General features: G+C 62.4%; 29 protein-coding genes and 1 rRNA gene. 20 read left to right on the top strand and 10 right to left on the bottom strand.

What is annotated here, in order from left to right; translation table 11 throughout:
• Positions 1–3: 3 nt before the first annotated feature.
• Positions 4–116 (top strand): 5S ribosomal RNA (gene rrf, locus O3299_RS26540).
• A 61-nt stretch (positions 117–177) separates the two neighbouring features.
• Here the strand turns inward: rrf and O3299_RS26535 are convergent.
• From O3299_RS26535 to O3299_RS26520, 4 genes are all read right to left on the bottom strand, one after another.
• Positions 178–522 (bottom strand): DUF1840 domain-containing protein, encoded by a 345-nt coding sequence (locus tag O3299_RS26535; protein ID WP_071325465.1) that lies wholly within the window; start codon positions 520–522, stop codon positions 178–180.
• 180 nt (positions 523–702) lie between these two features.
• A complete protein-coding gene (locus O3299_RS26530; protein WP_305063553.1) occupies positions 703–1,248 on the bottom strand; it encodes a hypothetical protein in 546 nt (181 codons plus the stop codon).
• 64 nt (positions 1,249–1,312) lie between these two features.
• Complete coding sequence (locus O3299_RS26525) at positions 1,313–2,833, bottom strand: YifB family Mg chelatase-like AAA ATPase (protein WP_305063552.1); 1,521 nt, start codon at positions 2,831–2,833, stop codon at positions 1,313–1,315.
• Positions 2,834–2,947: 114 nt separating this feature from the next.
• Positions 2,948–3,196 carry an accessory factor UbiK family protein gene (locus O3299_RS26520; RefSeq protein WP_035824443.1) on the bottom strand — a complete coding sequence of 83 codons (249 nt, stop codon included), beginning with the start codon at positions 3,194–3,196 and terminating at the stop codon, positions 2,948–2,950.
• Between the two features lie 269 nt (positions 3,197–3,465).
• Here O3299_RS26520 and O3299_RS26515 point away from each other — a divergent pair, with 269 nt between their 5' ends.
• The 13 genes from O3299_RS26515 to O3299_RS26455 all read left to right on the top strand — a co-directional run bounded on the left by O3299_RS26515 (position 3,466) and on the right by O3299_RS26455 (position 16,259).
• Complete coding sequence (locus tag O3299_RS26515; RefSeq protein WP_099665559.1) at positions 3,466–4,233, top strand: TorF family putative porin; 768 nt, start codon at positions 3,466–3,468, stop codon at positions 4,231–4,233.
• An 11-nt stretch (positions 4,234–4,244) separates the two neighbouring features.
• Complete coding sequence (locus O3299_RS26510; protein ID WP_010393464.1) at positions 4,245–4,583, top strand: P-II family nitrogen regulator; 339 nt, start codon at positions 4,245–4,247, stop codon at positions 4,581–4,583.
• Positions 4,584–4,594: 11 nt separating this feature from the next.
• On the top strand, positions 4,595–6,133 hold the full coding sequence (locus O3299_RS26505; protein WP_285817187.1) for an ammonium transporter: 1,539 nt from the start codon (positions 4,595–4,597) through the stop codon (positions 6,131–6,133).
• Positions 6,134–6,337: 204 nt separating this feature from the next.
• A complete protein-coding gene (gene gshA, locus O3299_RS26500) occupies positions 6,338–7,636 on the top strand; it encodes a glutamate--cysteine ligase (protein ID WP_077399358.1) in 1,299 nt (432 codons plus the stop codon).
• A 97-nt stretch (positions 7,637–7,733) separates the two neighbouring features.
• Complete coding sequence (gene gshB, locus O3299_RS26495; RefSeq protein WP_305054534.1) at positions 7,734–8,690, top strand: glutathione synthase; 957 nt, start codon at positions 7,734–7,736, stop codon at positions 8,688–8,690.
• Positions 8,691–8,704: 14 nt separating this feature from the next.
• Positions 8,705–9,109 carry a PTS sugar transporter subunit IIA gene (locus O3299_RS26490; RefSeq protein ID WP_035824452.1) on the top strand — a complete coding sequence of 135 codons (405 nt, stop codon included), beginning with the start codon at positions 8,705–8,707 and terminating at the stop codon, positions 9,107–9,109.
• A gap of 92 nt (positions 9,110–9,201) precedes the next feature.
• A complete protein-coding gene (locus O3299_RS26485) occupies positions 9,202–9,471 on the top strand; it encodes an HPr family phosphocarrier protein (protein ID WP_034749416.1) in 270 nt (89 codons plus the stop codon).
• Between the two features lie 44 nt (positions 9,472–9,515).
• Entirely contained in the window at positions 9,516–11,258 is a 1,743-nt protein-coding gene (gene ptsP, locus O3299_RS26480; RefSeq protein WP_289919765.1) for a phosphoenolpyruvate--protein phosphotransferase, read from the top strand.
• Between the two features lie 135 nt (positions 11,259–11,393).
• Entirely contained in the window at positions 11,394–12,593 is a 1,200-nt protein-coding gene (locus O3299_RS26475) for a homoserine O-acetyltransferase (protein WP_099665556.1), read from the top strand.
• Entirely contained in the window at positions 12,590–13,201 is a 612-nt protein-coding gene (metW, locus tag O3299_RS26470) for a methionine biosynthesis protein MetW (RefSeq protein WP_099665555.1), read from the top strand. The genes O3299_RS26475 and metW overlap by 4 nt, the downstream gene beginning before the upstream one ends.
• Positions 13,201–14,460 carry an AmpG family muropeptide MFS transporter gene (locus O3299_RS26465; protein ID WP_305054535.1) on the top strand — a complete coding sequence of 420 codons (1,260 nt, stop codon included), beginning with the start codon at positions 13,201–13,203 and terminating at the stop codon, positions 14,458–14,460. The genes metW and O3299_RS26465 overlap by 1 nt, the downstream gene beginning before the upstream one ends.
• Positions 14,441–15,343 carry a M48 family metallopeptidase gene (locus O3299_RS26460; protein WP_077399370.1) on the top strand — a complete coding sequence of 301 codons (903 nt, stop codon included), beginning with the start codon at positions 14,441–14,443 and terminating at the stop codon, positions 15,341–15,343. Before O3299_RS26465 ends, O3299_RS26460 begins: the two co-directional genes overlap by 20 nt.
• A gap of 1 nt (position 15,344) precedes the next feature.
• Entirely contained in the window at positions 15,345–16,259 is a 915-nt protein-coding gene (locus O3299_RS26455; protein WP_305054536.1) for a pseudouridine synthase, read from the top strand.
• A gap of 6 nt (positions 16,260–16,265) precedes the next feature.
• Here the strand turns inward: O3299_RS26455 and O3299_RS26450 are convergent, their stop codons facing one another.
• Positions 16,266–17,042: an exodeoxyribonuclease III gene (locus O3299_RS26450; RefSeq protein ID WP_305054537.1), complete on the bottom strand. Its 777-nt coding sequence runs from the start codon at positions 17,040–17,042 to the stop codon at positions 16,266–16,268.
• Between the two features lie 108 nt (positions 17,043–17,150).
• On the opposite strand from O3299_RS26450, the gene pyrE reads away from it, so the two are divergent.
• Positions 17,151–17,813, top strand: coding sequence for an orotate phosphoribosyltransferase (gene pyrE, locus O3299_RS26445; protein ID WP_071079536.1), 663 nt, complete (start codon positions 17,151–17,153; stop codon positions 17,811–17,813).
• Here pyrE and O3299_RS26440 read toward each other — a convergent pair.
• Both O3299_RS26440 and O3299_RS26435 read right to left on the bottom strand, forming a co-directional pair.
• Positions 17,810–18,052, bottom strand: coding sequence for a GNAT family N-acetyltransferase (locus O3299_RS26440; protein ID WP_305063551.1), 243 nt, complete (start codon positions 18,050–18,052; stop codon positions 17,810–17,812). The genes pyrE and O3299_RS26440 overlap by 4 nt on opposite strands.
• Positions 18,052–18,795 (bottom strand): sulfite exporter TauE/SafE family protein, encoded by a 744-nt coding sequence (locus O3299_RS26435; protein WP_305063550.1) that lies wholly within the window; start codon positions 18,793–18,795, stop codon positions 18,052–18,054. Before O3299_RS26435 ends, O3299_RS26440 begins: the two co-directional genes overlap by 1 nt.
• A 126-nt stretch (positions 18,796–18,921) precedes the next feature.
• On the opposite strand from O3299_RS26435, the gene O3299_RS26430 reads away from it, so the two are divergent.
• The 5 genes from O3299_RS26430 to O3299_RS26410 all read left to right on the top strand — a co-directional run bounded on the left by O3299_RS26430 (position 18,922) and on the right by O3299_RS26410 (position 21,854).
• Positions 18,922–19,815, top strand: a complete 894-nt coding sequence (locus O3299_RS26430) for a LysR substrate-binding domain-containing protein (protein ID WP_305063549.1) — start codon at positions 18,922–18,924, stop codon at positions 19,813–19,815.
• A 21-nt stretch (positions 19,816–19,836) separates the two neighbouring features.
• Positions 19,837–20,730 (top strand): alpha/beta fold hydrolase, encoded by an 894-nt coding sequence (locus tag O3299_RS26425; RefSeq protein WP_099665549.1) that lies wholly within the window; start codon positions 19,837–19,839, stop codon positions 20,728–20,730.
• Positions 20,731–20,803: 73 nt separating this feature from the next.
• Positions 20,804–20,995 carry a YqaE/Pmp3 family membrane protein gene (locus O3299_RS26420; RefSeq protein ID WP_305063548.1) on the top strand — a complete coding sequence of 64 codons (192 nt, stop codon included), beginning with the start codon at positions 20,804–20,806 and terminating at the stop codon, positions 20,993–20,995.
• A 65-nt stretch (positions 20,996–21,060) separates the two neighbouring features.
• The gene (locus O3299_RS26415; protein ID WP_289900457.1) at positions 21,061–21,525 is read left to right on the top strand and encodes a carboxypeptidase regulatory-like domain-containing protein; all 465 of its coding nucleotides are present in this window, start codon (positions 21,061–21,063) and stop codon (positions 21,523–21,525) included.
• The gene (locus O3299_RS26410; protein WP_305063557.1) at positions 21,525–21,854 is read left to right on the top strand and encodes a hypothetical protein; all 330 of its coding nucleotides are present in this window, start codon (positions 21,525–21,527) and stop codon (positions 21,852–21,854) included. Before O3299_RS26415 ends, O3299_RS26410 begins: the two co-directional genes overlap by 1 nt.
• Here the strand turns inward: O3299_RS26410 and O3299_RS26405 are convergent.
• From O3299_RS26405 to gatA, 3 genes are all read right to left on the bottom strand, one after another.
• Complete coding sequence (locus tag O3299_RS26405) at positions 21,847–22,884, bottom strand: oxidoreductase (protein ID WP_305063547.1); 1,038 nt, start codon at positions 22,882–22,884, stop codon at positions 21,847–21,849. The genes O3299_RS26410 and O3299_RS26405 overlap by 8 nt on opposite strands.
• Positions 22,885–22,986: 102 nt before the next feature.
• Entirely contained in the window at positions 22,987–24,462 is a 1,476-nt protein-coding gene (gatB, locus tag O3299_RS26400; RefSeq protein ID WP_257219060.1) for an Asp-tRNA(Asn)/Glu-tRNA(Gln) amidotransferase subunit GatB, read from the bottom strand.
• 37 nt (positions 24,463–24,499) lie between these two features.
• On the bottom strand, positions 24,500–25,984 hold the full coding sequence (gene gatA / locus O3299_RS26395) for an Asp-tRNA(Asn)/Glu-tRNA(Gln) amidotransferase subunit GatA (protein ID WP_099665545.1): 1,485 nt from the start codon (positions 25,982–25,984) through the stop codon (positions 24,500–24,502).
• Positions 25,985–26,011 lie beyond the last annotated feature (27 nt).

Here is a 26,011-nt window from a genome sequence, read left to right as displayed (position 1 = left end):
ATGCCTGATGACCATAGCAAGTTGGTCCCACCCCTTCCCATCCCGAACAGGACCGTGAAACAACTTTGCGCCGATGATAGTGCTGCAACCAGTGTGAAAGTAGGTTATCGTCAGGCTTGTTATATAAAAAAACCCCGCTAGGTGCGGGGTTTTTTTTCGTCTGCAGCATTCATCGGATCAGATGCCCCAGGTGATGCTTTCACCTTCCGCCTTGGCCGAGCGCAGCATTTCCATCAAAGGATAGGCGCGCTGCGAAAAATGCACTTTTTGTGCGCGCGCATGGGCGCCTGTTTCACCGTCTTCCAGCGTTTCCGGCGTATGCGCATCGTGTTCGATGTCATTTTCCGGATGCAGTTTGCTTTCCGCGACTTCTTTTTCCAGCAGGGCCAGGGCATCGCCCGCTTCCGCTGGCGTGATGACGCCGCGCGTGGGGTTCTTGTGCAGGATGTCGAGGATGCGCTGGGCATGCTCCTGGTACATCAGCACTTCTGGGGAGGATTTGGATTTGAATGAGATCAACATAAGCGCTTTCTGAAACTTGTTGTTAGTGTTGAAACAATATCACGACTTGAAATGTCGCACAGGCCGTCCGATTGCCCGGATTGCACATTTGCAAGCCGGATAGGGCCATCTGTTGGACAACGCACGTATTTACAAGAGCGTGTTTACCGTGAAAACATCCGTTTAAGCGATCGTTAAGTCTCAATCCAGTTTCACCGAGTCCATGAACGTGTCGATGGTGTCACGCGACAGCTTGCTTTCTTCACCGAGTATGATGATCTGGAAGATGCGTTTGTCCTGCGCCACAAAACGGCCGACCAGCAGGACGGGCTTGCCCTGCTGCGTCCCCGTCGCTTCGACGCTCAGCGCGCTGCGTTGATGGCTACCGGCCGCCGTGCTGCTGGCCGTCGATGCGGATTTCTCGCTGCGCACGACACCATTGATATTTTTCAACAGGGCTGTCTGCATGGCGGGCAGGGCCGTTTGTGCCTGTTCCGCACTGTCGAGCATGGCACTGCCGATGGCGAAGGTATTGCCATCGACCTCGCTGGCCGTCATGGTCAGGCTGACTTTCTTGCCGTCGAGATCGATCTCGCGCGTCAGCACGGCCGGCTTGCCCGGAAACAGGGCCGTAAACTGGGCGTCGGGGCTGCGATAGTCGCGCCAGTCGAATTTCGGACTGCAGGCGGACAGGATGCTGGCGGCCGCGAGCGTAGCCAGAAAGAGGGCAAGTGATGTTTTTTTCATCAGCAGATGGTAGCAGCGCTGCCAATCACGCGCAATCGTGCACGTGTAGGGTTCACCGCTTGCCTTATATCTCGCGCAGTACGCGCCGGTACTGGATCGCTTCGGCAACATGCGGTTGCGTGATGGCGGGGCTGCCCGCCAAGTCCGCGATACTGCGCGACACGCGCAGCACCCGGTGGTAGGTGCGCGCCGACCAGTGCAGGCGCGTCATGGCGCCATGTAACAACTGTTCGCCATGTGGTTCCAGGCGACAATGTTGTTCGATTTCCGTGTTGCTCAGCTGCTGGTTCGCCTTTCCCTGGCGTACCAGCTGCAAGGCATAGGCTGCCGCTACCCGCGCGGCGATCGCTTGCGTACTTTCGCCGGCGCCTGCACGTCGCCCCAGCGCCGCGGGCGGCATGGCGGCCACTTCAATCTGCAGGTCGATACGGTCGAGCAGCGGGCCCGACAGACGATTGTGATAGCGCAATACGGCGTCTGGCGTGCAGCGGCAACGGCCGGAAGCGTGCCCCAGATAGCCGCACGGGCAGGGATTCATGGCGGCAATCAATTGAAAACGGGCAGGAAACTCGGCCTGGCGTGCCGCGCGTGAAATGCTGATCACGCCCGATTCCATGGGCTGGCGCAGCACGTCGAGCACCCGGCGGTGGAATTCGGCAATTTCATCGAGAAACAGCACGCCGCAGTGGGCCAGCGAGATTTCTCCCGGGCGCGGCACGTTGCCGCCGCCCACCAGGGCTACGCCGGACGCCGTCTGGTGCGGGGCGCGGTAGGGCCGCCGTTTCCAATGCTCCACCTTGAAGTGGCTGCCCAGCGAATGCACGGCCGCCGATTCCAGCGCCTCTTCATCGCTCATGGGCGGCAGCACGCCAGGGAAGCGGCTGGCCAGCATGGTCTTGCCTGCGCCCGGTGGTCCCACCATCAGGATGTTGTGACCGCCCGCTGCCGCCACTTCCAGTGCGCGTCGTGCCTGCAGCTGCCCTTGCACGTCGGCAAAGTCGGGATAGGGAAAAGCGTGCGGTGCCAGCACGGGCTGGTGGCGTTGCAGGGCAGTCTGGCTGGCGTGCCTGGCAAAATGCGCACAGACCTCGAGCAGGCTGTGGGCGGGATAGATGCAGGCATCGCTGACGAGAGCCGCCTCGTCCGCGTTCGCCTGCGGCAGGATGAAGGCGCGTGGCGTGCCCGACTGGCTGCGCTGCATGGCAAAGGTCATGGCCAGGGCGCCGCGGATGGGACGCAACTGGCCAGACAGCGACAGTTCGCCCGCGAATTCATAGTGCTGTAATTGGTCGCCCGGCAACTGGCCGGAGGCAGCCAGGATGCCCAGTGCGATGGGCAAGTCGAAGCGGCCCGATTCCTTGGGCAAGTCTGCCGGCGCCAGATTGGCCGTGATGCGCCGCGCCGGCATCTCGAAGCCGCAGTTTTGCAACGCGGCACGCACACGGTCGCGCGACTCCTTCACTTCCGTATCCGGCAGGCCGACAATCGTAAACGAAGGCAAGCCATTGGCAAGGTGGACTTCGACACTTACCTCGGGCGCCTCCATGCCGGCCAGGGCGCGGCTTTTCAGGACGGCCAGGCTCATCAGACTCCCCTGTAGCGCGGACGCGGGCAGGATCAGTCTAGCGCTTGAAAAGGTGTGAGGCTTGAGGTATGCCAGCAAGGTCGCCGATTACGGCGCCCTGCGTGCAGCAGCGGTTCAGGCTTTTGGATCGTTCAGGCGCGTTTCCAGTTCGATCAGACGCAATTCCAGTGCATCCAGTTTGGCACGGGTCTTGGCCAGCACTTGCGCCTGGATATCGAATTCCTCGCGCGTGACGAGATCGAGGCGGGCGAAGCCCTGGGTCATCATCGATTTCACATTTTTCTCGATATCCTTGGCCGGCGAGTTTTCGATGGCTTGATGGATCTTGCCCTGCAAGTCGTTAAAGAAGGTATTCATGTCCATGGTCAGTCCTTTTATGGTGCGGCCTGTGCATCGCACCATTGCGGTGCACAGCAGCGTTAATCTGGTGCGAAACTGGGCGCTTCATTGTGCTTCAGCAGTCCGTTGCCGCATTCCTGGCCGTGTGCAGGGTATGTATGGACGGAAATGCACCTGTCAAGGTGGCAATAGAGCTGGCACGTATTCTGCTAAAGAAGGTATGAACGCTTTGTGATCTCCAGCCAAGATTTTAAACCTCAACCGCTTTAAAAGTTCAATAAAAGGGAATCGCCATGAAGAATCTGTCCAAGAACATGACTTTAGCTGCAGCGTTGACGCTGGCCATGACCGCCTTGTGCGGTAGCGCCATGGCCCAGGATGCAGTGGCGGCGCCTGCTGTGGCCGAAGCGGTACCTGATAACGTGGTGAGCTACAACGTGGCGCTGACCAGCGATTACCGTTACCGCGGCATCTCGCAAAGCCGCTTGAACCCGGCCATCAGCGGCGGTGCCGACTATACCCATAACCCGACGGGCCTGTATGTGGGCACCTGGCTGTCGAGCATCAAATGGATCAAGGACGGCGGCGGCGATACCAATCTGGAATGGGATATCTACGGCGGCAAGCGGGGCGAGATCAGCAAGGATTTTACCTATGACGTGGGCGGCCTGTACTACTTCTACCCATCGAATGGACTGAGCACCAATGCCAACACCTTCGAGCTGTACGGCCAGCTGGGTTATGGCCCCGCGTACATCAAGTACTCGCATTCGACCACCAATCTGTTCGGCGTGGCCGACAGCAAGAACAGCGGCTACCTCGACGTGGGCGCCAACGTCGAGGTGCACGACGGTTACATCTTGAATCTGCACGCCGGGCGCCAGAAGGTAGAACACAACGATTCCCTCAGCTACAGCGATTACAAGATCGGCGTGACCAAGGACTTCGGCATGGCGACCGTTGCCCTGGCGGTCGTCAAGGCCAATATCGTATCGCTGGCACCGAATGGCAAGAATCTGGCGAAATCCGGTCTCGTGCTGACCGTATCGAAAACCTTTTAAGCGAGACAGCCATGAAAATGATTACTGCAATCATTAAACCGTTCAAACTGGACGAAGTACGCGAAGCTTTGTCGGCTATCAATGTGCAAGGCATTACCGTCACGGAAGTCAAGGGTTTCGGCCGCCAGAAAGGTCACACGGAACTCTACCGTGGCGCCGAGTATGTCGTTGATTTCTTGCCAAAAACCAAGATTGAAGCGGCCGTCGATGACGCCATTGTCGACCAGGCCATCGAAGCGATCGAAGGCGCCGCGCGTACCGGTAAAATCGGTGATGGCAAGATTTTCGTCTACAACCTGGAACAGGTCATCCGCATCCGTACCGGTGAAACCGGCAACGAAGCGCTCTAAGGGGAATATTGATGCATAAAAATATAACAAAATTGCTAGCCGGGATAGCCTGTCTGTGTGCGTTTGGCGTCGCCACGCCGAGCTTTGCCGATGCGCCCGCCAAGACGGAGGCGGCCACGACCGCGGCCGTTGCCGCCCCGGCTGTGACGCCCGTGCCTGACGCAGCCGCTCCGGCTGCCGCCGCTCCAGCCCCGGCCGCTGCCGCGCCAGCCGCCGCGCCCGTTGCCAACAAGGGCGACACCAGTTTCATGATGATCAGCACCTTGCTGGTGATCTTGATGACGATCCCCGGCCTGGCCCTGTTCTACGGCGGCCTGGTGCGCTCGAAAAACATGCTGTCGGTGCTGATGCAAGTGTTCATGGTGTTCGCGCTGGTCATCGTCCTGTGGTGCATCTACGGCTACTCGATTGCCTTCACGGAAAAAACCGCCTTCTTCGGTGGCTTCGACCGCCTGTTCCTGAACGGCATCTGGGATCCGGCCAAGGGCACGTTTGCCGCCGCCGCCACCTTCAGCAAGGGTGTCGTCATTCCCGAGTTCGTCTTCGTCGCTTTCCAGGGCACGTTTGCCGCCATCACCTGCGCGCTGATCGTCGGCGCCTTTGCCGAGCGCGCCAAGTTTGCCGCCGTGCTGGCCTTCGTCGTGCTGTGGTTCACGTTCGCCTACCTGCCAGCGGCCCACATGGTGTGGTTCTGGACCGGTCCGGACCTGATCACCAACGCCGCCACCTCGGCCAGCGAAGCCCTGAAGGCGGGCTGGATCTGGCAAAAAGGCGCGCTGGACTTCGCCGGCGGCACCGTGGTGCACATCAACGCCGCTGTCGCCGGCCTGGTGGGGGCCATCATGATCGGCAAGCGCGTCGGTTACGGCCGCGAATCGATGGCGCCGCACTCGCTGACGATGACCATGATCGGCGCGTCGCTGCTGTGGGTGGGCTGGTTCGGTTTCAATGCCGGTTCCTCGCTGGAAGCAGGCGACGTGGCGGCTTTGGCTTTCGTCAATACCTTGCTGGCAACGGCCGCCGCCACCCTGTCGTGGGTGTTTGGCGAATGGATTTCCAAGGGCAAGCCTTCCATGCTCGGTGGCGCGTCCGGCGCCGTGGCCGGCCTGGTGGCGATCACCCCGGCGGCCGGCTTTGTCGGCCCGATGGGCGGCCTGGTCATCGGCTTGCTGGCCGGTGTCGTCTGCCTGTGGGGCGTGAATGGCCTGAAACGCCTGATCGGCGCCGACGATTCGCTCGACGTATTCGGCGTGCATGGCGTGGGCGGTATCCTGGGCGCCTTGCTGACGGGTGTGTTTGCTGCACCACAACTGGGCGGCCAGGGCATCTTCGACTATGTCACCAACAAGATGTCGGCGGATCCGTACTCGATCGGCCACCAGGTGTGGGTGCAGGCGCAAGCGGTCGGCACCACCATCGTCTGGTCGGCCCTGGTTTCCCTCGTTGCCTATAAACTGGTCGACATCGTCATCGGCCTGCGCGTACCGGAAGAAGAAGAGCGCGAAGGCCTCGATATCACCAGCCACGGCGAGCAAGCGTATCATGGCTAAATAGCAATTATCTGGCATGCCAGCGCCCCGGCGCGGCATGTCCTGCTGGAAAAGGCGCCTCATTGAGGTGCCTTTTTTTCGTTGTGGGAATGGAAAAGGTCTTTAAAACAAGGCTTTTGCCCCGATTTGGGGTACTTACACGGTAATATAGTCGGCAGTTCTGTGTGCTTTTTTGAATACTGCACATAATTTAAGGATGTAACTATGGTTCCCCATCTCGTCACGGCCCTGACCGGACCGCTGCTCGACCTCGAAAAAAAGATTCTGGCCGCGACGCCGGCCATTGAGCGCTGGTTTCGCATGGAGTGGCAAGAGCACACGCCGCCCTTCTATTGCTCGGTAGACTTGCGTAATGCGGGCTACAAGCTGGCGCCCGTCGATACCAATCTGTTCCCTGGCGGTTTCCACAACCTGGCGACGGAAATGCTGCCCTTGTCCGTGCAGGCGGCCATGGCCGCCATCGACAAGTATTGCCCGGATGCCCGCAACCTGCTGATCGTGCCGGAATTGCACAACACCACGCCGCAATACCTGCAGAACGTGGCGCGATTGATGCAGATATTCCGCCAGACGGGGCTGCACGTGCGCTTCGGCTCGTGGTCGCCCGACATCACCCAGCCGACACCGTTGGCGTTGCCAGATGGCAACATGCTCGTCATCGAGCCCCTCGTGCGCCTGAACAATGGCCGCCGCCTGGGCTTGAAGGATTTCGACCCGTGCACGATTCTTCTGAATAACGACTTGTCGGACGGCATTCCCGATATCTTGCAAAATATTCATGAGCAAAGCCTGCTGCCGCCCTTGCATGCGGGCTGGGCCTTGCGCCGCAAGAGCAACCACTACACGGCCTACGATGAAGTGGTGAAAAAATTCGGCAAGATGATCGATGTCGACCCGTGGATGCTCAACCCCTTCCACGCCAAGTGCAGCGACGTGAACTTCCAGGAAGGCGAGGGCGAAGATGCGCTGGCCGCCAGCGTCGACGTGCTGCTGGCCAAGATCCGCAAGAAATACAAGGAATACGGCATCAAGGAAAAGCCCTTCGTCATCGTCAAGCCCGATGCGGGCACGTATGGCACGGGCATCATGACGGTGCGCGACGCCAGCGAAGTGCGTGACCTGTCGCGCAAGCAGCGCGACAAGATGTCCATTGTCAAGGACGGCAAGGTTGTCACCGATGTCATCATCCAGGAAGGCGTGCCGACCTTTGAAAGCATCAAGGATGCCGTGGCCGAGCCGGTCGTGTACATGATCGACCGCTATGTGGTGGGCGGTTTCTACCGCGTGCACGCGGAAAAGGGCGTGGACCAGAACCTGAACGCGCCCGGCTCGCAGTACGTGCCGCTGGCATTTGCCCAGCAGCATGCCGTGCCGGACTTGAAGGCCAAGCCGGGCACGGCCGCGCCGAACCGCTTCTATGTGTATGGCGTGGTGGCGCGCCTGGCCTTGCTGGCCGCGTCGCTGGAAATGGAGCGCACGGACCCGAATCCCGAGGTGTATTGATCCATCCCTGCGGCTTGCCGGGCGCGGTGACTACCGCGCCCGGCGATCTCGGCTAGAATCAAGCATTCCTTATCCAGGCTCCCCGATTGGACGCACCATGAAAATTGCATTCCTTGCCGACCCGCTGGCAGGCTTCAAGACTTACAAAGATTCCACCTTCGCCATGATGCGCGAGGCGGCCAAACGCGGCCACGCCGTGTACGCCTTCGAACAGAAGGACATGGCGCTGGAAGAGGGCATCGTCACGGCACTGGTGAAACATATCGAGCTGACGGGCGACGAGCACGACTGGTACAAGGTCGTTTCCACCGAAGAAGTGCGCCTGTCGGCCCTGGACGCCATCATCGAGCGCAAGGACCCGCCGTTCGACATGGAGTACGTGTACGGTACGTATCTGCTGGAACTGGCGGAAAAGCAGGGCGCGCACGTCTTCAACAAGCCGTCCGCCATCCGCGACAACAATGAAAAGCTGGCCATTGCCCAGTTTTCCGAATTCACCTCGCCGACCCTGGTGACGTCGAACGAAGCGCGCCTGCGCGCTTTCCACGCCAAGCACCAGGACGTCATCTTCAAGCCGCTCGACGGCATGGGCGGCACGGGCATCTTCCGCGTCAAGGCCGATGGCCTGAACCTGGGCGCCATCATCGAGACCCTGAGCGAGAACGGCGCGCAGACCATCATGGCGCAGCGGTTTATTCCCGACATCGTCAAGGGCGACAAGCGCATCCTCGTCATCGGCGGCAAGCCGGTGCCGTTTTCGCTGGCGCGTATCCCGCAGGCGGGGGAAGTGCGGGGCAACCTGGCCGCCGGCGGCACGGGCGTGGCGCAACCCTTGACGGCGCGCGACCTGGAAATCGCGGAAAAGCTGGGCCCGATCCTGGCCGCGCGTGGCCTGATGCTGGTAGGATTGGACGTGATCGGCGACTATCTGACGGAAGTCAATGTCACCAGCCCGACTTGCTTCCAGGAAATCATGCAGCAGACGGGCTTTGACGTGGCGGCCATGTTTGTCGACGCCGTCGAGCATGGCGTTGCGCAAGCGCAGCAGCGCTAGAAGGTGAAATGACTATGGTAGGGATTTTGCTCATGACACATGCACCGCTGGGACAGGCCTTCATCGCCGCCTGCGCGCATGTGTTTCGCGGGCCAACGGAACGGTTTGAAGCCATCGACGTCGTCGCCGACCAGGACCTGGCGGAAGTGCAAAAGCTGGCGTCGGACGCCATCTGCCGCCTCGACGACGGCTCCGGCGTGCTGGTGATTACCGACGTGAAGGGCGGCACGCCGTCGAACTGCTGCAACAAGCTGGCCGATGCGGGGCGGGTGGAAGTCATCGCCGGCATCAGCCTGCCGATGCTGCTGCGCGCCATCACGTATCGCCGCGACACGCTCGACGTGGTGGTGGAGATGGCGCTGGCCGGTGCGCAAAGCGGCGCCGTGCGCGTCGATAACCGTATCCGCGTGGGAGAATAAGGAAGTGCATGGCCGCCGCCCTGAAGGCGGCGGTTTTTATAGGCCAAGATTGTCATCAGCGTAGTGCATTCAGGGATAGAGACCATACAAAAATGATTCAAAGAGAACTCGAAATCATCAACAAGCTGGGATTGCACGCACGCGCCTCCGCCAAATTTACCCAGCTCGCCGCCAAGTTCAAGAGCGACGTCTGGCTGACCCGCAACGCGCGCCGCATCAACGCCAAGTCCATCATGGGCGTGATGATGCTGGCCGCCGGCAAGGGCGCAAAAGTGACCCTGGAAGCCGAGGGCGATGATGAGCAGGCATGTGTCGATGCGCTCACCGCCCTGATTAATGACAGGTTTGGCGAAGGCGAGTAATGCCCGCCGAACGCAGCCGCAGCCGCATTCCGACAGGTCACCCCATGGCATCTTTCACGCTCCACGGCATCCCGGTCTCCCGCGGCATCGCCATTGGCCGCGCGCATCTGCTGGCGCCGGCCGCCCTTGACGTCAAACACTACCTGGTCGCCCAGGAACAGATCGAAGCGGAAGTCCAGCGTTTGCAAAACGCCATCGCCGCCGTCCACAAGGAGCTGCAAACCCTGTGGAACGAGCTGCCGAAGGACGCCCCCACGGAACTGGGCGCGTTCATCGACGTGCATGCGTTGATCCTGTCGGACCCGATGATCGCCGAAGCGCCGCTCGACATCATCCGTTCGCGCCACTACAACGCCGAATGGGCGCTGTTGACGCAGATTGATGAATTATCGGCGCAGTTCGATGAAATCGAAGACCCGTATTTGCGCGAACGCAAGGCCGACATCCAGCAAGTGGCCGAACGCGTGCTGAAGGTCTTGCTGGGCACGGAACAGCTGCTGCCGAAAGCGCCCGCCGACGATGAATTGCTGGCGCAGATGATCGTCGTCGCCCACGATATCTCGCCGGCCGACATGCTGCAGTTCCGCGACCGCTCCTTCATCGGCTTCATCACCGACGTGGGCGGTCAGAACTCGCACACGGCCATCGTCGCGCGCAGCCTGGATATCCCGGCCGCCGTCGGCATGTCGCAGGCGTCGATGCTGATCGAGCAGGACGACTGGCTGATCATCGACGGCGACGCAGGCGTGGTGATCGCCAACCCCAGTCCCCTGGTGCTGGAACAGTACCGCGAGCGCCAGGTGGCCATGCAGCGCGCGCGCAAGAAGCTGGGCAAGCTGAAGAAGACGCCGGCCGTCACCAGGTGCGGCACGCCGATTACCCTGCTGGCGAATATCGAACTGCCCGAGGATTGCCCGTTCGCGCTGGAATCGGGCGCCAGCGGCGTGGGCCTGTTCCGCTCCGAATTCCTGTTCATGGGCCGCGCGCACAAGATTCCCACCGAGGACGAGCAGTTCGAGGCTTACCGCAACACGGTGCAATCGATGAAAGGGCGCGTGGTGACCATCCGCACGCTCGACATCGGCGCCGACAAGCCGCTCGACCAGTCCGACCATACGGCCTTGAATCCCGCCCTGGGCTTGCGCGCCATCCGCTACTGCCTGGCCGAGCCGCAGCTGTTCCTGACGCAGCTGCGCGCCATTTTGCGCGCCTCCGCCTTCGGCAAGGTGCGCATCCTGATTCCCATGCTGGCGCATGCGTTCGAGATCGACCAGTCGCTGGCCATGATCGCGCAAGCGAAGGCCAGCCTGCGCGAGGACGGCGTCAAGTTCGACGACGAGGTCGAAGTGGGCGCCATGATCGAGATTCCTGCAGCCGCGCTGGCCTTGCCCATGTTCGTCAAGCGCATGGATTTCCTGTCGATCGGCACGAATGACCTGATCCAGTACACCTTGGCCATCGACCGCGTAGACTATGAAGTGGCGCATTTGTACAATCCGCTGCACCCGGCCGTGCTGCAACTGATCTCCATGACGATCGCCGCCGGCCACAAGGCGGGCATCGACGTGGCAGTCTGCGGCGAGATGGCGGGCGACGTGAAGCTCACGCGCTTGCTGCTGGGCATGGGGCTGCGCGAGTTTTCCATGCATCCGGCCCAGCTGTTGGCGGTCAAGCAAGAGATACTCAACAGCGATCTTGGCCTGATTGCGCCACAAATGCGCAAAATTATGCGTTCCATGGAACCAAATGTGATCGCGGAAGCTGTCCAGCAACTGCAGCTCATGTAAACTGTCACCTTATCAGCATCAGGACACCTCGCGCGCGGCAAGAGGTGCCCTGATGCTAAAGTTGCAGCACCTATCATCGCGGTGCTGCATCGACCATGGCCCGTGGGGCCGCCCCCCTTTTATAAACCGACACACATGTCATCCATTGGAATTGTTTCGCCGCAAACCATGTATTTTGCGCAACCCTTGCAGCTGCAAAGCGGAGCATCGCTGCAAGACTATATGTTGATGTATGAAACCTACGGCACCTTGAACGCCGACAAATCGAACGCGGTGCTGGTCTGCCACGCCCTGAACGCCTCGCACCACGTGGCTGGCGTGTATGCGGACGAGCCGAAAAGCACGGGCTGGTGGGACAATATGGTGGGACCGGGCAAGCCGCTCGACACCAACAAATTCTTCGTCATCGGCGTCAACAACCTGGGTTCCTGCTTCGGTTCGACGGGCCCCATGCACACCAATCCCGCCACCGGCAAGCCGTACGGCGCCTCCTTCCCCGTTGTCACGGTGGAAGACTGGGTCAGCGCGCAGGCGCGCCTGGCCGATGAACTGGGCATCACACAGTTTGCCGCCGTGATGGGCGGTTCGCTGGGCGGCATGCAGGCGCTGGCGTGGAGCATCATGTTCCCCGAGCGCCTGCGCCACTGCGTGGTGATCGCCTCGACCGCCAAGCTGTCGGCGCAAAACATCGCTTTCAATGACGTGGCCCGCCAGGCCATCCTGTCCGACCCCGATTACCATGGCGGCGACTTCTATGCCCACGGCGTGGTGCCGAAGAACGGCTTGCGTGTGGCGCGCATGGTGGGTCATATCACCTATCTGTCGAATGACGACATGGCCGAGAAATTCGGCCGCAAGCTGCGCGATGCGGCGCAGACGGGCGATTACAAGTTCGGCTTCGGCATCGACTTCGAGATCGAATCGTATTTGCGCTACCAGGGCGACAAATTCTCCGAATACTTCGACGCCAACACGTATCTGTTGATCACCAAGGCGCTCGATTATTTCGACCCGGCGCGCGCACACGGCGGCGACCTGGCCAAGGCCCTGTCGGGCACCAAGGCCAAGTTCTTCCTCGCCTCGTTTTCCACCGACTGGCGCTTCTCGCCCGAGCGCAGCCGCGAAATCGTCGAAGCGCTCGTCTGCAACCGCCGCCAGGTCACGTATGCGGAAATCGACGCGCCGCACGGCCACGACGCCTTCCTGCTGGAAGATGCGCGCTACATGAACATGGTGCGCGCCTACTATGGCCAGGTATGGAACGACATCGGGGCGGGCTTGCCCGCTCCTGCACAGCACACCGCCGTCCGCCAGGGCGCGAAGGAGACCGCATGACTTTTGACGAATTGAGCGCGCTGCGCCCCGACCTGGCCTTCATCGCCCACTGGGTGCCGGACAACGCGCATGTGCTGGACGTGGGCTGCGGCGACGGCGTGATGCTGCAGTACCTGCAAAGCGACAAGGAGTGCAGCGGTTACGGCATCGAGATCGCCGACGACAAGGTATTGGCCAGTACTTTGCGCGGCGTCAATGTGATCCAGCAGGACATGGAAAAAGGCCTGGCCGTCTTTGGCGACAACAGCTTCGATACGGTGCTGTGCCTGTCGTCCCTGCAGATGATGAAGCAGGTCGAGCCGCTGCTGCGCGACATCGTGCGCGTGGGCGCCGAAGCCATCGTCTCGTTCCCCAACTTCGCCTACTGGCCGCACCGCGTGGCATTGCTGAAAGGGCGCATGCCCGTGTCGAAATCGTTGCCCTACCAGTGGTACGACACGCCCAACGTGCGCTGCGCAACGATCAACGACTTCCGCGAACTGGCCGAGGAATGCGGCCTGGAAGTGATCGAATGCGTGGCCCTGGCCGAAGGCAAGATGGTTTCCGTGCTGCCAAACCTGCGCGGCGACCTGGCCGTCTTCCGCCTGCGTAAAAAAGCGGTGCATTGATGAGCACAATCCCGGCGCCAGGCTGGCGTTCCTATGCCAATGGCCGCATGCTGGCCGTGCTGGTGCTGGGCTTCAGTTCCGGCCTGCCCCTGTTCATCCTGCTGTACCTGCTGCAGGCATGGCTGGCCAAGTCGGGATTGAACGTCAAGGCGCTGGGGCTGTTCGCCCTGGTGCAGTTCCCGTATATCTGGAAATTCCTGTGGGCGCCCCTGATGGACCGCTACCGCATCCTGGGCCTGGGACGCCGGCGCGGCTGGATGGCCCTGACGCAGGTGGCGCTGTTCTTTTCCATCGGCGGCATGGGCATGCTCGATCCGCTCACGCAGATCGGCCTGATCGCGGCCGCTGCCGGCGGCGTGGCTTTTCTGTCTGCCAGCCAGGATATCGTCATCGACGCCTACCGGCGCGAAATCCTCAGCGATAACGAGCAGGGCCTGGGCGCCGCCGTCATCGTCAACGCGTACAAGGTGGCGGGCATGGTGCCGGGCGCGCTGTCGCTGATCCTGGCCGACCGCATGCCGTGGCAGCCCGTGTTCTGGATCACGGCCGCCTTCATGCTGCCGGGCCTCGTGTGCACTTTGTTGATCAGGGAGCCGACCGTGTATGGCTCGCCGCCGAAGACCATGCGCGAAGCGATCATCTTGCCATTCCAGGAATTCATCGCGCGTGATGGTTGGCGTAACGCAATGTGGATTCTCGCTTTCGTATTACTCTATAAAATCGGCGACAGCATGGCCACGGCGCTGGCGACGAAGTTTTACCTGGACCTGGGCTTTTCCATGACGCAGATCGGCCTGGCCGCCAACACCACGGGTTTCTGGGCCAGCCTGGCCGGCGGCGTGGTGGGCGGCGTGTGGATGCTCAAGCTGGGCATCAACCGGGGCCTGTGGGTGTTTGGCGCGCTGCAGGCGATTGCGATTCTGGGATTTGCCTGGCTGGCGCAGGTGGGGCCGAACACCATGCTATTGAGCGCCGTGATCGGTTTTGAAGCTTTCGCCAGCCTGGGCCTGGGTGCAGCCGCCTTTGTCGCGTTCCTGTCGCGCACCACGGACCCGCGCTACACGGCCACGCAATATGCGCTGTTTTCCAGCCTGAGCGCCGTGCCGCGCACCCTGATCAATGCCTCGGTGGGCTTCCTGGTCGCCGAGCTGGGCTGGTTCTCGTTTTTCATCGTGTGCTTCTTCCTGGCCTTCCCGGCCATGATGATGCTGCCTAAAATCGCTCCATGGAGGTCTGCCAATGGCACCAATATCCCTTAAACGTTACACCGTCCTGGCCAGCCTGTGCGCGGTCACGGCGCTGGCGCCCCTGTCCGTCTACGCCCAGCAGGCAACGGTACAGGATGGCATCAAGGTGCGTCCCTTGTCGACGTCGCGCATTTTTGCCGGCGGCACCGATTTCAATGCGGAATCGAAGCAGCAATATACGCAGTTGGTCAACGAAGCGAAGGAAAAAAACGCGCTGGTGCCGGACAGCGATCCGCAAGTGAAACGCCTGCGCGCCATCGCCCAGCGCATCATCCCGTTTGCCACGCGCTGGAACGATGCGGCGGCCAACTGGAACTGGCAGATCAACCTGCTCAACTCGGACGAGGTCAACGCCTTTTGCATGCCGGGCGGGCAAATCGCTTTTTACAGCGGGATCATCACCAAACTGAACCTGACCGACGATGAAGTGGCCGTCGTCATGGGCCATGAAATTTCGCACGCCTTGCGCGAACACTCGCAAGCGCAGGCTGGCAAGGGCAACCTGGCTGCCGTCGGCTCGAAGCTGGTGGGTGCCGGCCTGTCAGCCTGGCTCGGCGTCGACCCGAATCTGACCAGCACCGCCACGAACATGGCGGCCAAGGGCGTGATGCTGAAGTTTTCGCGCGACGATGAACGTGAAGCGGACCTGATCGGCATGGATCTGGCCGCGCGCGCCGGTTTCGATCCGCGCGCCGGCGTGGTGCTGTGGCAGAAGATGGCGGCCGTGAGCGCGGGCGCGCCGCCGGAATTCCTCTCGACTCACCCGTCGGGCAAGGACCGCATCTCGCAGATGAACAGCCACATGGCGCAAGTGCTGCCCCTGTACGCGCGCAGCAAGGGCGTCAGCGTGGACGCCCTGCCGCCATACCGCAGCAATGCCATCGCGCAGCGCTAGGATGTCTGTACGCAGTCCCGGCAACAAGCCGGCAGCGGCGCCGTTGCCCATGCGCGACGGCGTGGCGCCCAGTTACCTGTGGCTGCCGGAAGGGCAGTGGCCCGACATGCTGTCGTTTCTGCTGGAGCGCTATCCGCAGATCAGCGCCGCGCAATGGCGGGACCGCATGGCGCGCGGCGAAGTGGTGAACGGCGACGGTGCGGTGCTGGGCCCTGGCAGCGCCTACAAGCGCGGCATGCGCATTTTTTACTACCGCGAGCTGGAGCGGGAAACGCCGATCCCCTTCCAGGAAGAGATCCTGTTCCAGGATGAACACCTGGTGGTGGTCGACAAGCCGCACTTCCTGCCCATGACGCCGGCCGGACGCTTCGTGCAGGAGACCCTGCTGACGCGCCTGAAGAAAACCCTGGACTGCGCCGACCTGACGCCGATCCACCGCCTCGACCGCGAGACGGCTGGCGTGGTGATTTTTTCGCGCCAGGTGGCCAGTCGCGGCGCCTATCAATCGCTGTTCCAGCGCCGCGAAGTGCGCAAGACGTACGAGGCGCTGGCGCCGCGCCTCGATGGCCGCGATTTTCCATTTACCTACCGCAGCCGCATGGTCGAGGGTGAGCAGTTTTTCCTCATGCGCGAGGAAGCGGGCGAGCCGAACTCGGAAACCGTCATCGACGTGATCGAGCGGCGTGGCGAGTTGAATCTGTACCGGCTGCAGCCGCACACGGGGCGCAAGCATCAGCTGCGCGTGCACCTGGCGTCGCTGGGCATCCCCATCGTCAACGATGCGTTTTACCCGGTGGCCCTGCCGTGCAAGGAGGACGATATGTCGCAGCCCTTGCAGCTGCTGGCGCGCGCGATCGATTTCACGGACCCGTTGAGCGGCGCGCCGCGCCATTTTGAAAGCCGGCGCAGCCTGTAGCGGCGCTTACGCCTTGAGCGTGTAGTCGATGATCAGCGGCGCGTGGTCGGAGAAGCGCTCGTCCTTGTAGACGCTGACCGTATGCGCCTGGGCCGCGATGCCGGGCGTGGCGACGTGGTAGTCGATGCGCCAGCCCACGTTTTTCGCGTAGGCTTGTCCGCGGTTGCTCCACCACGTGTACTGGTCTTCGCGCTTGTCCAGGCCGCGGTGTACGTCGACAAAGCCCACTTCGTCGAAGACGCGCGTCAGCCAGGCGCGTTCTTCCGGCAGGAAGCCGGAATTTTTCTTGTTACCCTTCCAGTTCTTCAGGTCGATTTCGTGGTGGGCGATATTCCAGTCGCCGCAGATGACCACTTCGCGGCCCAGCGCCTTCAATTCCAGCAAATGCGGCAGGAACAGTTCCATGAAGCGGAACTTGGCTTCCTGGCGCTCCGGGCCGGACGAACCGGACGGGCAGTACACGGAAATGATGGACAGGTTGCCAAAATCACAGCGCACGTAGCGGCCTTCGGCGTCGAATTCAGGGCTGCCGAAGCCGATATGCACGGCGTCCGGTTCCACCTTGCTGTACACGCCCGTGCCGGAATAGCCCTTTTTCTCGGCGTAGTGGAAATGGCCATGATAGCCGTGCGGGTTGAGGAATTCCGGCGTCATGTCGGGCAGTTGCGCCTTCAATTCCTGCACGCAGATGAAATCGGCCGTCTGCGTGCCCATCCAGTTGAAAAAGCCTTTTTTGGCGGCGGAACGGATGCCGTTCAGGTTGGCGGAGATAATTTTTGGCATAGGTCTAGAGTGAAAGGGCGCTGGACGGGGCCGGCGGGCGCGGCATGGCGATTGTCTCGCCGGTGCGCGCGGATTAAAATACAGGCACTTTTAAAAAATGAGGCTAATGTGAATAATTTACGCCAGCAGTTTATCGCGTTTTCAGTATCCAAGGGAGTCTTGCGGTTTGGCGAGTTCACCACCAAGGCCGGACGCCAGTCGCCGTACTTCTTCAATGCGGGCCTGTTCCACGACGGCGCCACCCTGGCCGAGCTGGCGCAGTTCTACGCGCAGACCCTGCTCGATTCGGGCGTGGAATTCGACATGCTGTTCGGTCCCGCCTACAAGGGCATCACCCTGGCCTCGGCCACCGCCGTGGCGCTGGCTGGCAAGGGCCGCAACACTTCGTTCGCCTTCAACCGCAAGGAAGCCAAGGACCATGGCGAAGGCGGCACCATCGTCGGCGCCAAATTGCATGGCAAAGTTGTCATCATTGACGATGTGATCTCGGCCGGTACCTCGGTGCGCGAATCGGTGGACATGATCCGCGCCGCCGGCGCCGAGCCATGCGCCGTGCTGATCGCCCTGGACCGCATGGAGCGCTCGGGCCCGGATGGCCAGCTGTCGCCAAGTTCGGCGGTGCAGGAAGTGTCGAAACAGTATGGCATCCCCGTCATCTCGATCGGCAACCTGGACGATTTGTTCGGCTACCTGAATGGTGCGGGCGCCGATCCGGAACTGTTGAAGCATAAAGAGGCTGTTTCGGCATACCGCGCCAAGTATGGGATTTAAGTAGTCTTGTCCAGCAGGGCCCGCAGCCGCGGGTCGCTGCAGGCGGCGCTGGCCTGCGGATGGCATTGCAATAACCGCCGCAGCAGTGCGCCGCCGATGCCGCGCCGGCGGAACGGCGGTTTCACGAACAGCATGTTCACCGTCACCCCGTTCGCGCACTTGCTGATGTCGAGCATGGCCACCTGCTGGCCGTCGATCCACGCGCACAGCGCGCTGTCCCCTTGCCAGTCTATCTGCATCACGCCAGCCATGGTTTGAGCGCCGCATGCAAACCCAGGGCGAACAGGCCGATAAAAAAGCATCGCTTGAATACCGGTTGCGCGATGCGCCCGCGCAGCCATTGACCGCCCAGCATGCCGGCCAGCGCCGGCAGCAGCGCATACGCCGACGCGCCGGCCGCACCGAGACTGAAGTCGCCGTGCAAGGCCAGGCTGGCCGCCAGCGCCACGGTCGACGCCGTAAACGCCAGGCCCAGCGCCTGCACCAGCGCATCGCGCGCCAGCCCCAGTCCCTGCAGATACGGCACGGCGGGGATGACGAAGACACCCGTGGCGGCCGTCACCAGTCCCGTTACCGCGCCTGCCACGGGCCCCAGCCACGCTTCGTGCCGCGCGGGCACGCGCAACTGCAGCGAGAACAGGCCCGCCAGCGCATACAGCATCAGCGCCACGCCCAGCGCGACGATGGCCCAGGCGCCGCTGTCGGCCGGCAGCAGGGCACCGCCGGCCAGCGTGCCCGCCATGACGGCGGTCAGCATGGGCCACAAGCGCCGCAGCAGGGCGCGCAGGCCGGGGCCGGCCGCCAGTTGCCAGACATTCGTCACCATCGACGGCACGATCAGCAGGGCGGCTGCCTGCACGGGCGGCATGACGAGGCTGAGCGTGCCCATGGCCACCGTCGGCAGCCCCAGGCCGACTACGCCCTTGACGAAGCCAGCGACGAGGAAACTGGCGCCAACAGCCAGCAGAAATGACGTCTCCATCTTTTTCATCCCACAGTGATTTTGCGTGGATTCTGCGCGCGCTTGCGGATTTCGCCAAGGTGGATTATTTTGAGTCAGCCTTAGTAAAATACGAAGGCTGATAAGATGGCGAAAAGGAGAGCCGCCATGCGCTTTGATCTGGTCGATTTGCAGCTGTTTGTCAACGTGGTGGAGGCGGGCAGCCTGACGGCGGGCGCCGCGCGCAGTCACCTGGCGCTGGCCTCAAGCAGTGCGCGCGTGCGCGGCATGGAAGAGATGCTGGGCATGCCCTTGCTGCTGCGCGGGCGGCGCGGCGTGGAGCCGACCCCCGTGGGCCAGACCTTGCTGCATCACGCGCGCCTCGTTTTACTACAAATGGAGAAAATGCGCGGCGAGCTTGGAGAGTTTGCGCGCGGCTTGAAAGGGCAGTTGCGGCTGCTGTGCAATACGGCGGCGCTCAGCGAATTCCTGCCCGAGGCGCTCGGCGCTTTTCTCGACCGCCATCCGAACCTGACCATCGACCTGGAAGAACGCCTCAGTTACGATATCGTCAAGGCCGTCTCGGAAGGACTGGCCGACATGGGCATCGTGTCCGATTCGGTGGACATGCGCGGCTTGCAGACGTTTTTGTTTCGCCCCGACCGCCTGGTGGTGATCGCCGCGGCCGACGGCGTGCACCACCAGGCGCTGGGCCAGGATGGTGTCGTCGCGTTCTCCACGCTGCTGGATCACGATTTCATCGGCCTGGCCGACGACAGCGCGATGCAGCAGTATCTGGGCATGCATGCGGCGCGCCTGGGCCGCCCGTTGAAGGTGCGCGTGCGCCTGCGCAGCTTCGATGCCGTGTGCCGCATGGTGGCCAGCGGCGTGGGCATCAGCGTGGTGCCGCTGGCGGCTGCCAGCCGCTGCCAGCAGACGATGGCACTGCGCTGCCTGGAATTATCCGATCCCTGGTCGGTACGCAATCTGACGATTTGCGTGCGCCAGTTCAGTGAATTACCCCTGTATGCGCGCCAGTTGATCGATCATCTGAAGGCGTGACAGGGCATGACAGGAGCAGCGATGCGTTTTTCAGAAGACAAGATGGCCAGCCTGCGGTGCAGCGACCAGGTCGAGCGGCCCATCCACATCTGGCAGCCGCCAGGGTCACAACAGCCACGTGCCGTGATCCTGGCGATCCACGGCGGCATGGCGCATGCGGGCGATTATGTCACGCCGGCGCTGTACTTCCGCCAGCACGCCATCGCCACCGTCAGCTTCGACATGGTGGGCCACGATGGCCAGCGCAAGGTCGATATCCCATCGTTCGAGGCTTTCCTCGACGACGAAGAGCTGTTCCTCGCCTGGGTCAAGCAGGCGTATCCAGGCGTGCCGATTTTCGTCATGGGCCATTCCATGGGCGGCTTGATCGCCACGCATCTGGGGCTGCGGCGCTTTGCGGGCGACCCGGCCATCAAGGGTTTTGTCATCTCATCGCCGTATTACGTGAATGCGATTCCCGTGCCGAAGGTGCTGCAGATGCTGTCGGGCTGGCTGGCGCAGCGCTTCCCCACGATGAAGGTGCCGCTGGGGAACCTGACCATGCTGCTCACGCACGACCAGACCATCACCGCGCGCCATTTCCAGGATGAGCGCGACGGCATCCGCGCCAGTGCCGCCTCGGTGCGTTTCGCCCATGCCTTGACGTCGGCGCAAAAGGAATTGGCGGGAGGCTTGTCGGGCTGGCGTTTCCCCCTGTTTGCCGTGGTGGCCGGTGACGACAAGCTGGCCGACAGCCGCGCCACGGAGAGCATGCTGCGCAGCGTGCCCGATGGCTTGCTCGACTATCACTACTATCCGGCCAATTATCACGAGAATTTCAATGAACTGAACCGCGAGGAGATCTTCGCCGCCATCCTGGCGTGGATGGAAAAACAACTGGCACCCGCGCCGCGTGAGGCGCAGGTATCGTTATAATCAGGTCAATGGATTTTACCGCCGCATGCCGGCCCGGTCCCCGCGGCGCAGGGGAATACTGAAGGAACGAACGATGCGCTTGCTGATTGCCCTGATATTCCCGTGGCTGACCTTTTTCACGATCGGTCGTCCGATCGCCGGCATCATTTGCCTGATCCTGCAAATCACCTTGATCGGCTGGCTGCCAGCGACGATCTGGGCCGTGTATTCGCTGAGCCAGTTCAAGACGGACCAGAAGATCGCCGAGGCCATGCGCCGGCGTTGATGGTTTCCTAAGTCCTGCCTAAGCTGCGCTTCCTATCTTGATTCAACCGACATGAGGAGAGTGAGATGGCATCAAACAGACGCGGTACCCTGGGCCTGGCGGCGGCAATGCTGGCCGCCGGGCTGTTGCTGGGAAGTGCGGCGCAGGCGCAAACGGATAACGCACTACCGCCCGTGCAGAAGAGCGGGGCGGTGGAGTACCTGAGCGGCGGCATCGGCCTCGACGAGTCGACGGCCATCAAGAGCGCCAGCCGGCATTGGCCCCTGAGCCTGGTGTTTTCCGTGCAGGCGGCAGGCAAGGCGGAATTTGCCTCCGACGTGAAGCTGCAGATCAGCGATGCCAAGGGGATGTCGGTGCTGGAAACGACGGCCAGCGGACCGTTCCTGCTGGCGAAACTGCCGCCGGGCAGCTACCGCTTGCGCGCCACCCTGGCCGGCAAGACGTTGGAACGCAAGGTGCAGGTCAAGGCGGGCAGCTCCGCGCGCGTGGAGCTGGTCTGGCCGGCGGGAACGAATCAGGGCCGGCCTTGATGCCGGGCGATGGCAAGGCGCCCGAGCGGGGCGTGCCGGCGCGCGGTTTGTCTGCCCATATCCTGCCCACGTCGGCGACGATGGTCGGCGTATGCATGACGGTGCTGTCGATCGGGCACCTGGCGCCGCGCGGCGAGGTGCGCGTGGCGATCGACAAGCTGCTGGCCGTCGATGCCATCGTCTTTCTCGTCAGCGCCGTGCTTTCGTTCATGTCGCTGCGCCCCGGCCAGTCGCGCTTGCGCTACGAATTGTGGGGCGAACTGCTGTTCATTTGTGGCCTGGCCCTGCTGGCGCTGGGCGCCGTGGTGCTGGCCTTCGTCATCAACTGACCTTGAGTACGCGCCCTTCGGTGGCGCTTTGCAGCGCCAGTTCGATCAGGCGTATCGTCGCCGCCGCATCTTCGGCTGCCACGGGCGCCGGTGCGCCGTGGCGGATGGCGTCGGCCATGCCCTGGTAAAAGTCCTGGTAGCGGCCCGCTTGCATCTCGAGGTGTTCGAAATGGCCGTCCGGCTGCGTGCCCAGGTGCAGGGCGCCGCGCACGGGATCCACGCCCCAGCCGGGTTGGTCCGGCCTGCCGCCTGCCTTCAGGGCGTCTTCCTGCGGGTCGAGGCCAAACTTCACAAAACTGCCTTTGTCGCCATGCACGGCGAAGCGCGCCGTCGGCGCCTTTACCAGGCAACCCGCTTGCAGCACCACGCGCAGCCGGTCGTAGTACAGCACAAGGTGCATATAATCTACAGCCTGCGCGCCGTCGCGCTGCAGGGCGATATCGGCGTACAGTTTTTCCGGCTGACCGAACAGCTGCATGGCCTGGTCCAGCATGTGCGGACCCAGGTCGTACAGCAAGCCGCCGCCCGGTGCGCCAGACTCGCGCCAGCGCTGGCGGATATCGGGACGGAAGCGGTCGAAATGCGACTCGACGCTGGCGATGCGCCCCAGGGTACCCTGCGCCAGCAGCGTTTTGAGGGTCAGGAAGTCGCCATCCCAGCGCCGGTTGTGATACACGCTGAGCACCAGCTTGCGCTCTTTGGCCAGCGCGATCAGGCTCTGTGCTTCAAAGCTGGAAATGGTAAAGGGCTTGTCCACCACCACGTGCTTGCCCGCCTGCAGGGCCGCTTGCGCCAGGCTGAAATGCGCCTCATTGGGCGCGGCGATGACGACCAGTTCGATGGACGGATCGGCAAACAGCTGCGCGGGCTCGGCATACACGGTCGCGTGCGGCCAATCCTTGTGCACGAGCTCCGGTTTGCTGGAAGCGACGGCGGCCAGTTCCAGGGCCTCGATGGCGGACAGCACGGGAGCGTGGAAGGTAGAGCCGGCAAAGCCGTAGCCGACCAGGCCGGTTTTGATCTTGTTCATGGCGTATTCACAGGTGCGTGGAAGAATCCATGATCATACTGCAAGCGGGCGGCGCATAAAAAAAGGACGCCGCAGCGTCCTTTTGCATGCCTCTCGCGAAGATTACCCCGCCAGTTTGGCCTTCAGCAGTTCCGTCAGCTGGGCCGGGTTGGCCTTGCCCTTGGACGCTTTCATGGCCTGGCCGATCAGCGCGTTAATCGCCGCTTCCTTGCCGGCGCGGTACTGTTCCACCGACTTGGCATTCGCCGCCAGCACTTCATCGACGATGGCTTCCAGGGCGCCCGAGTCCGAGATCTGCTTCAGGCCCTTGGCGTCGATGATGGTGTCGACCAGATTTTCGTCGTCCGACTTCGCTTCCCACATGCCGGCAAAGACTTCCTTTGCCGCCTTGTTCGAGATCGTGCCGTCGGCGATGCGCTTGAGCATGGCGGCCAGCTGCGCGGCGGAGACGGGGGCGTCGTCCAGGTCCACGCCTTCGCGGTTCAGGGTCGACGACACGTCGCCCATCAGCCAGTTGGCGGCGGCCTTGGCGTTTTCCTTGCCAGCCTTGTCGACCACGGCGACGAAGTAGGTGGCCATGGCTTTCGACTGCGTCAGCACCAGCGCGTCGTATTCCGGCAGCGCGTATTCGCTGATGAAGCGGGCGCGCATGGCGGCCGGCAGTTCCGGCATCGAGGCCTTGACCGTGTCGATCCACGCTTGCGAGATGACCAGCGGCGGCAGGTCAGGGTCCGGGAAGTAGCGGTAATCCTGCGCGTCTTCCTTGCTGCGCATTTCGCGCGTTTCCTTGCGGTCCGGATCGTACAGGCGCGTCGCCTGCACGACCTTGCCGCCTTCTTCGATCAGTTCGATCTGGCGGCGCACTTCCACGTGCACGGCTTCCTCGATGAAGCGGAAGGAGTTCAGGTTCTTGATTTCGCAGCGGGTGCCGAATTCCTTCTGGCCGACGGGGCGCACGGAAACGTTGACGTCGCAGCGGAACGAGCCTTCCTGCATGTTGCCGTCGCAAACGCCCAGCCACATGACCAGCGAGTGCAGGGCCTTGGCATAGGCCACGGCTTCGGCGGCGCTGCGGATTTCCGGTTCCGAGACGATTTCCAGCAGCGGCGTGCCGGCGCGGTTCAAGTCGATGCCGCTCATGCCCGCGTAATCTTCGTGCAGCGATTTGCCCGCGTCTTCTTCCAAGTGGGCGCGCGTCAGGTTGACCGTCTTGGTGACGAATTCGCCATCCTTTTCATAGCCGAAGGTCAGGGCGCCACCGATGACGACGGGGTCTTCGAATTGGCTGATCTGGTAACCCTTGGGCGAATCGGGATAAAAATAGTTTTTGCGCGCGAAGACCGAGTGCGGCGCGACGGTGGCGCCGACGGCCAGGCCGAAGCGGATGGCGCGGTCGACGGCTTGCTTGTTCATCACCGGCAGCACGCCTGGCAGCGCCAGGTCGACGGGACTGGCTTGCGTGTTGGCTTCGGCGCCGTACTTGATCGGCGAACCGCTGAAAATTTTGGATTCGGTCGTGAGCTGCACGTGGTTCTCAAGACCGATGACGACTTCCCATTGCATAGTGTTCTCGCTTATTTTTTGGTGGCGCCGCCTGGGCGGCGCGAATTATTTCTTAAATGCCTGCCGGGCTGCGCGTATGCCAGTCCGTCACTTGCTGGAACTGGTGGGCGATATTGAGCAGCCTGGCTTCGCCAAAGTAATTGCCGATGATTTGCAGGCCGACGGGGCGCTTGGCGTTCTTTTCGCCCTCGCCGAAACCACACGGGATCGACATGCCGGGCAGGCCGGCCAGGCTGGTCGACAGGGTGTAGATGTCGGCCAGGTAGTTCGCCACCGGGTCGTCCGTCTTGTCGCCCAGGTCCCAGGCGACGGTCGGCGCGACGGGGCCCATGATGACGTCGCAGACGGCGTTCGGGCCATTGAGCACGGCGTCGAAATCCTGCGCGATCAGGCGGCGGATCTTTTGCGCCTTCAGGTAATAGGCGTCGTAGTAGCCGTGGCACAGCACATAGGTGCCGACCATGATGCGGCGCTGTACTTCGGGTCCGAAGCCCTGCGCGCGCGACTTCTTGTACATGTCCTGCAAGTCCTTGTACTCGGTAGCGCGGTGGCCGTAGCGCACGCCGTCGTAGCGCGACAGGTTCGACGACGCTTCGGCCGGCGCGATCATGTAATAGGCGGGAATCGACAGGGCGGTGTTCGGCAGCGAGATGTCGACCAGGGTGGCGCCCAGCTTTTCATACTGCGCCAGCGCGCCGCGCACGGCCGCTTCCACGTCCTTGGCCAGGCCTTCGCCGAAGTACTCGCGTGGCACGCCGATGCGCAAGCCTGTCAATGGCTGGCCCAGTTCACGCGAAAAATCTTCCGCCACGCCGCCCTGTTCCGGCGACAGGCTGGTCGAGTCGCGCTCGTCGAAGCCGGCCATGGCGCTCAAGAGCAGGGCGCAGTCTTCGGCCGAGCGGGCCATCGGGCCGCCCTGGTCCAGCGACGAGGCAAAGGCGATCATGCCGAAGCGCGAGACGCGGCCATACGTGGGCTTGATGCCGGTGATGCCGCAAAACGCGGCTGGCTGGCGGATCGAGCCGCCCGTGTCGGTGCCGGTGGCGGCCGGCGTCAGGCCAGCCGCCACGGCGGCGGCCGAGCCGCCGGACGAGCCGCCTGGTACGGCCGTCTTGTCCCACGGGTTTTGCACGGCGCCGAAGGCCGAGTTCTCATTGCCGGAGCCCATGGCGAATTCATCGCAATTGACCTTGCCCAGAGTGACCATGCCGGCGGCCTGGAATTTTTCCACCACGGTAGCGTCAAACGGGCTGGCGTAGTCGGCCAGCATTTTCGAGCCGGCCGTCGTGCGCCAGCCTTTCGTGACGAACAAATCCTTGTGCGCGATCGGCACGCCCGTCAAGGGCGTGGCCGTGCCGGCGGCGATGCGCGCGTCGGCCTCGGCAGCTTGCGCCAGGGTCAGGGCACGGTCGACGTGCAGGAAGGCGTTCGAGGTGTCCGCTTCGATGCGGTCGAGGAAATGCGTCGCCAGTGCAACGGCGGAAATTTCCTTGTTCTGCAAAAGCGTGGACAGCTGTTTGATGGATTTTGTATGCATGGCGTTTCTATTTTGATATTCGGCAAA

The organism is Janthinobacterium sp. SUN176 (assembly GCF_030587335.1).
Taxonomy (GTDB): domain Bacteria; phylum Pseudomonadota; class Gammaproteobacteria; order Burkholderiales; family Burkholderiaceae_D; genus Janthinobacterium; species Janthinobacterium kumbetense.
The sequence above is the reverse complement of the archived record's forward strand: the minus strand, read 5'-3'. Positions and strand labels throughout refer to the sequence as shown.

Coding starts and splice junctions, on each gene's coding strand:
- metW (WP_099665555.1), top strand. CDS start 12,590: ATGACTTTTGACGAATTGAGCGCGCTGCGCCCCGACCTGGCCTTCATC.
- O3299_RS26410 (WP_305063557.1), top strand. CDS start 21,525: ATGCCGGGCGATGGCAAGGCGCCCGAGCGGGGCGTGCCGGCGCGCGGT.
- O3299_RS26530 (WP_305063553.1), bottom strand. CDS start 1,248: ATGAAAAAAACATCACTTGCCCTCTTTCTGGCTACGCTCGCGGCCGCC.
- O3299_RS26515 (WP_099665559.1), top strand. CDS start 3,466: ATGAAGAATCTGTCCAAGAACATGACTTTAGCTGCAGCGTTGACGCTG.
- gshA (WP_077399358.1), top strand. CDS start 6,338: ATGGTTCCCCATCTCGTCACGGCCCTGACCGGACCGCTGCTCGACCTC.
- O3299_RS26465 (WP_305054535.1), top strand. CDS start 13,201: ATGAGCACAATCCCGGCGCCAGGCTGGCGTTCCTATGCCAATGGCCGC.
- O3299_RS26535 (WP_071325465.1), bottom strand. CDS start 522: ATGTTGATCTCATTCAAATCCAAATCCTCCCCAGAAGTGCTGATGTAC.
- O3299_RS26505 (WP_285817187.1), top strand. CDS start 4,595: ATGCATAAAAATATAACAAAATTGCTAGCCGGGATAGCCTGTCTGTGT.
- O3299_RS26415 (WP_289900457.1), top strand. CDS start 21,061: ATGGCATCAAACAGACGCGGTACCCTGGGCCTGGCGGCGGCAATGCTG.
- O3299_RS26525 (WP_305063552.1), bottom strand. CDS start 2,833: ATGAGCCTGGCCGTCCTGAAAAGCCGCGCCCTGGCCGGCATGGAGGCG.
- O3299_RS26510 (WP_010393464.1), top strand. CDS start 4,245: ATGAAAATGATTACTGCAATCATTAAACCGTTCAAACTGGACGAAGTA.
- O3299_RS26485 (WP_034749416.1), top strand. CDS start 9,202: ATGATTCAAAGAGAACTCGAAATCATCAACAAGCTGGGATTGCACGCA.
- O3299_RS26460 (WP_077399370.1), top strand. CDS start 14,441: ATGGCACCAATATCCCTTAAACGTTACACCGTCCTGGCCAGCCTGTGC.
- ptsP (WP_289919765.1), top strand. CDS start 9,516: ATGGCATCTTTCACGCTCCACGGCATCCCGGTCTCCCGCGGCATCGCC.
- O3299_RS26450 (WP_305054537.1), bottom strand. CDS start 17,042: ATGCCAAAAATTATCTCCGCCAACCTGAACGGCATCCGTTCCGCCGCC.
- O3299_RS26435 (WP_305063550.1), bottom strand. CDS start 18,795: ATGGAGACGTCATTTCTGCTGGCTGTTGGCGCCAGTTTCCTCGTCGCT.
- gshB (WP_305054534.1), top strand. CDS start 7,734: ATGAAAATTGCATTCCTTGCCGACCCGCTGGCAGGCTTCAAGACTTAC.
- O3299_RS26440 (WP_305063551.1), bottom strand. CDS start 18,052: ATGCAGATAGACTGGCAAGGGGACAGCGCGCTGTGCGCGTGGATCGAC.
- O3299_RS26490 (WP_035824452.1), top strand. CDS start 8,705: ATGGTAGGGATTTTGCTCATGACACATGCACCGCTGGGACAGGCCTTC.
- O3299_RS26455 (WP_305054536.1), top strand. CDS start 15,345: ATGTCTGTACGCAGTCCCGGCAACAAGCCGGCAGCGGCGCCGTTGCCC.
- O3299_RS26430 (WP_305063549.1), top strand. CDS start 18,922: ATGCGCTTTGATCTGGTCGATTTGCAGCTGTTTGTCAACGTGGTGGAG.
- gatA (WP_099665545.1), bottom strand. CDS start 25,984: ATGCATACAAAATCCATCAAACAGCTGTCCACGCTTTTGCAGAACAAG.
- O3299_RS26475 (WP_099665556.1), top strand. CDS start 11,394: ATGTCATCCATTGGAATTGTTTCGCCGCAAACCATGTATTTTGCGCAA.
- O3299_RS26520 (WP_035824443.1), bottom strand. CDS start 3,196: ATGGACATGAATACCTTCTTTAACGACTTGCAGGGCAAGATCCATCAA.
- O3299_RS26405 (WP_305063547.1), bottom strand. CDS start 22,884: ATGAACAAGATCAAAACCGGCCTGGTCGGCTACGGCTTTGCCGGCTCT.
- O3299_RS26425 (WP_099665549.1), top strand. CDS start 19,837: ATGCGTTTTTCAGAAGACAAGATGGCCAGCCTGCGGTGCAGCGACCAG.
- O3299_RS26420 (WP_305063548.1), top strand. CDS start 20,804: ATGCGCTTGCTGATTGCCCTGATATTCCCGTGGCTGACCTTTTTCACG.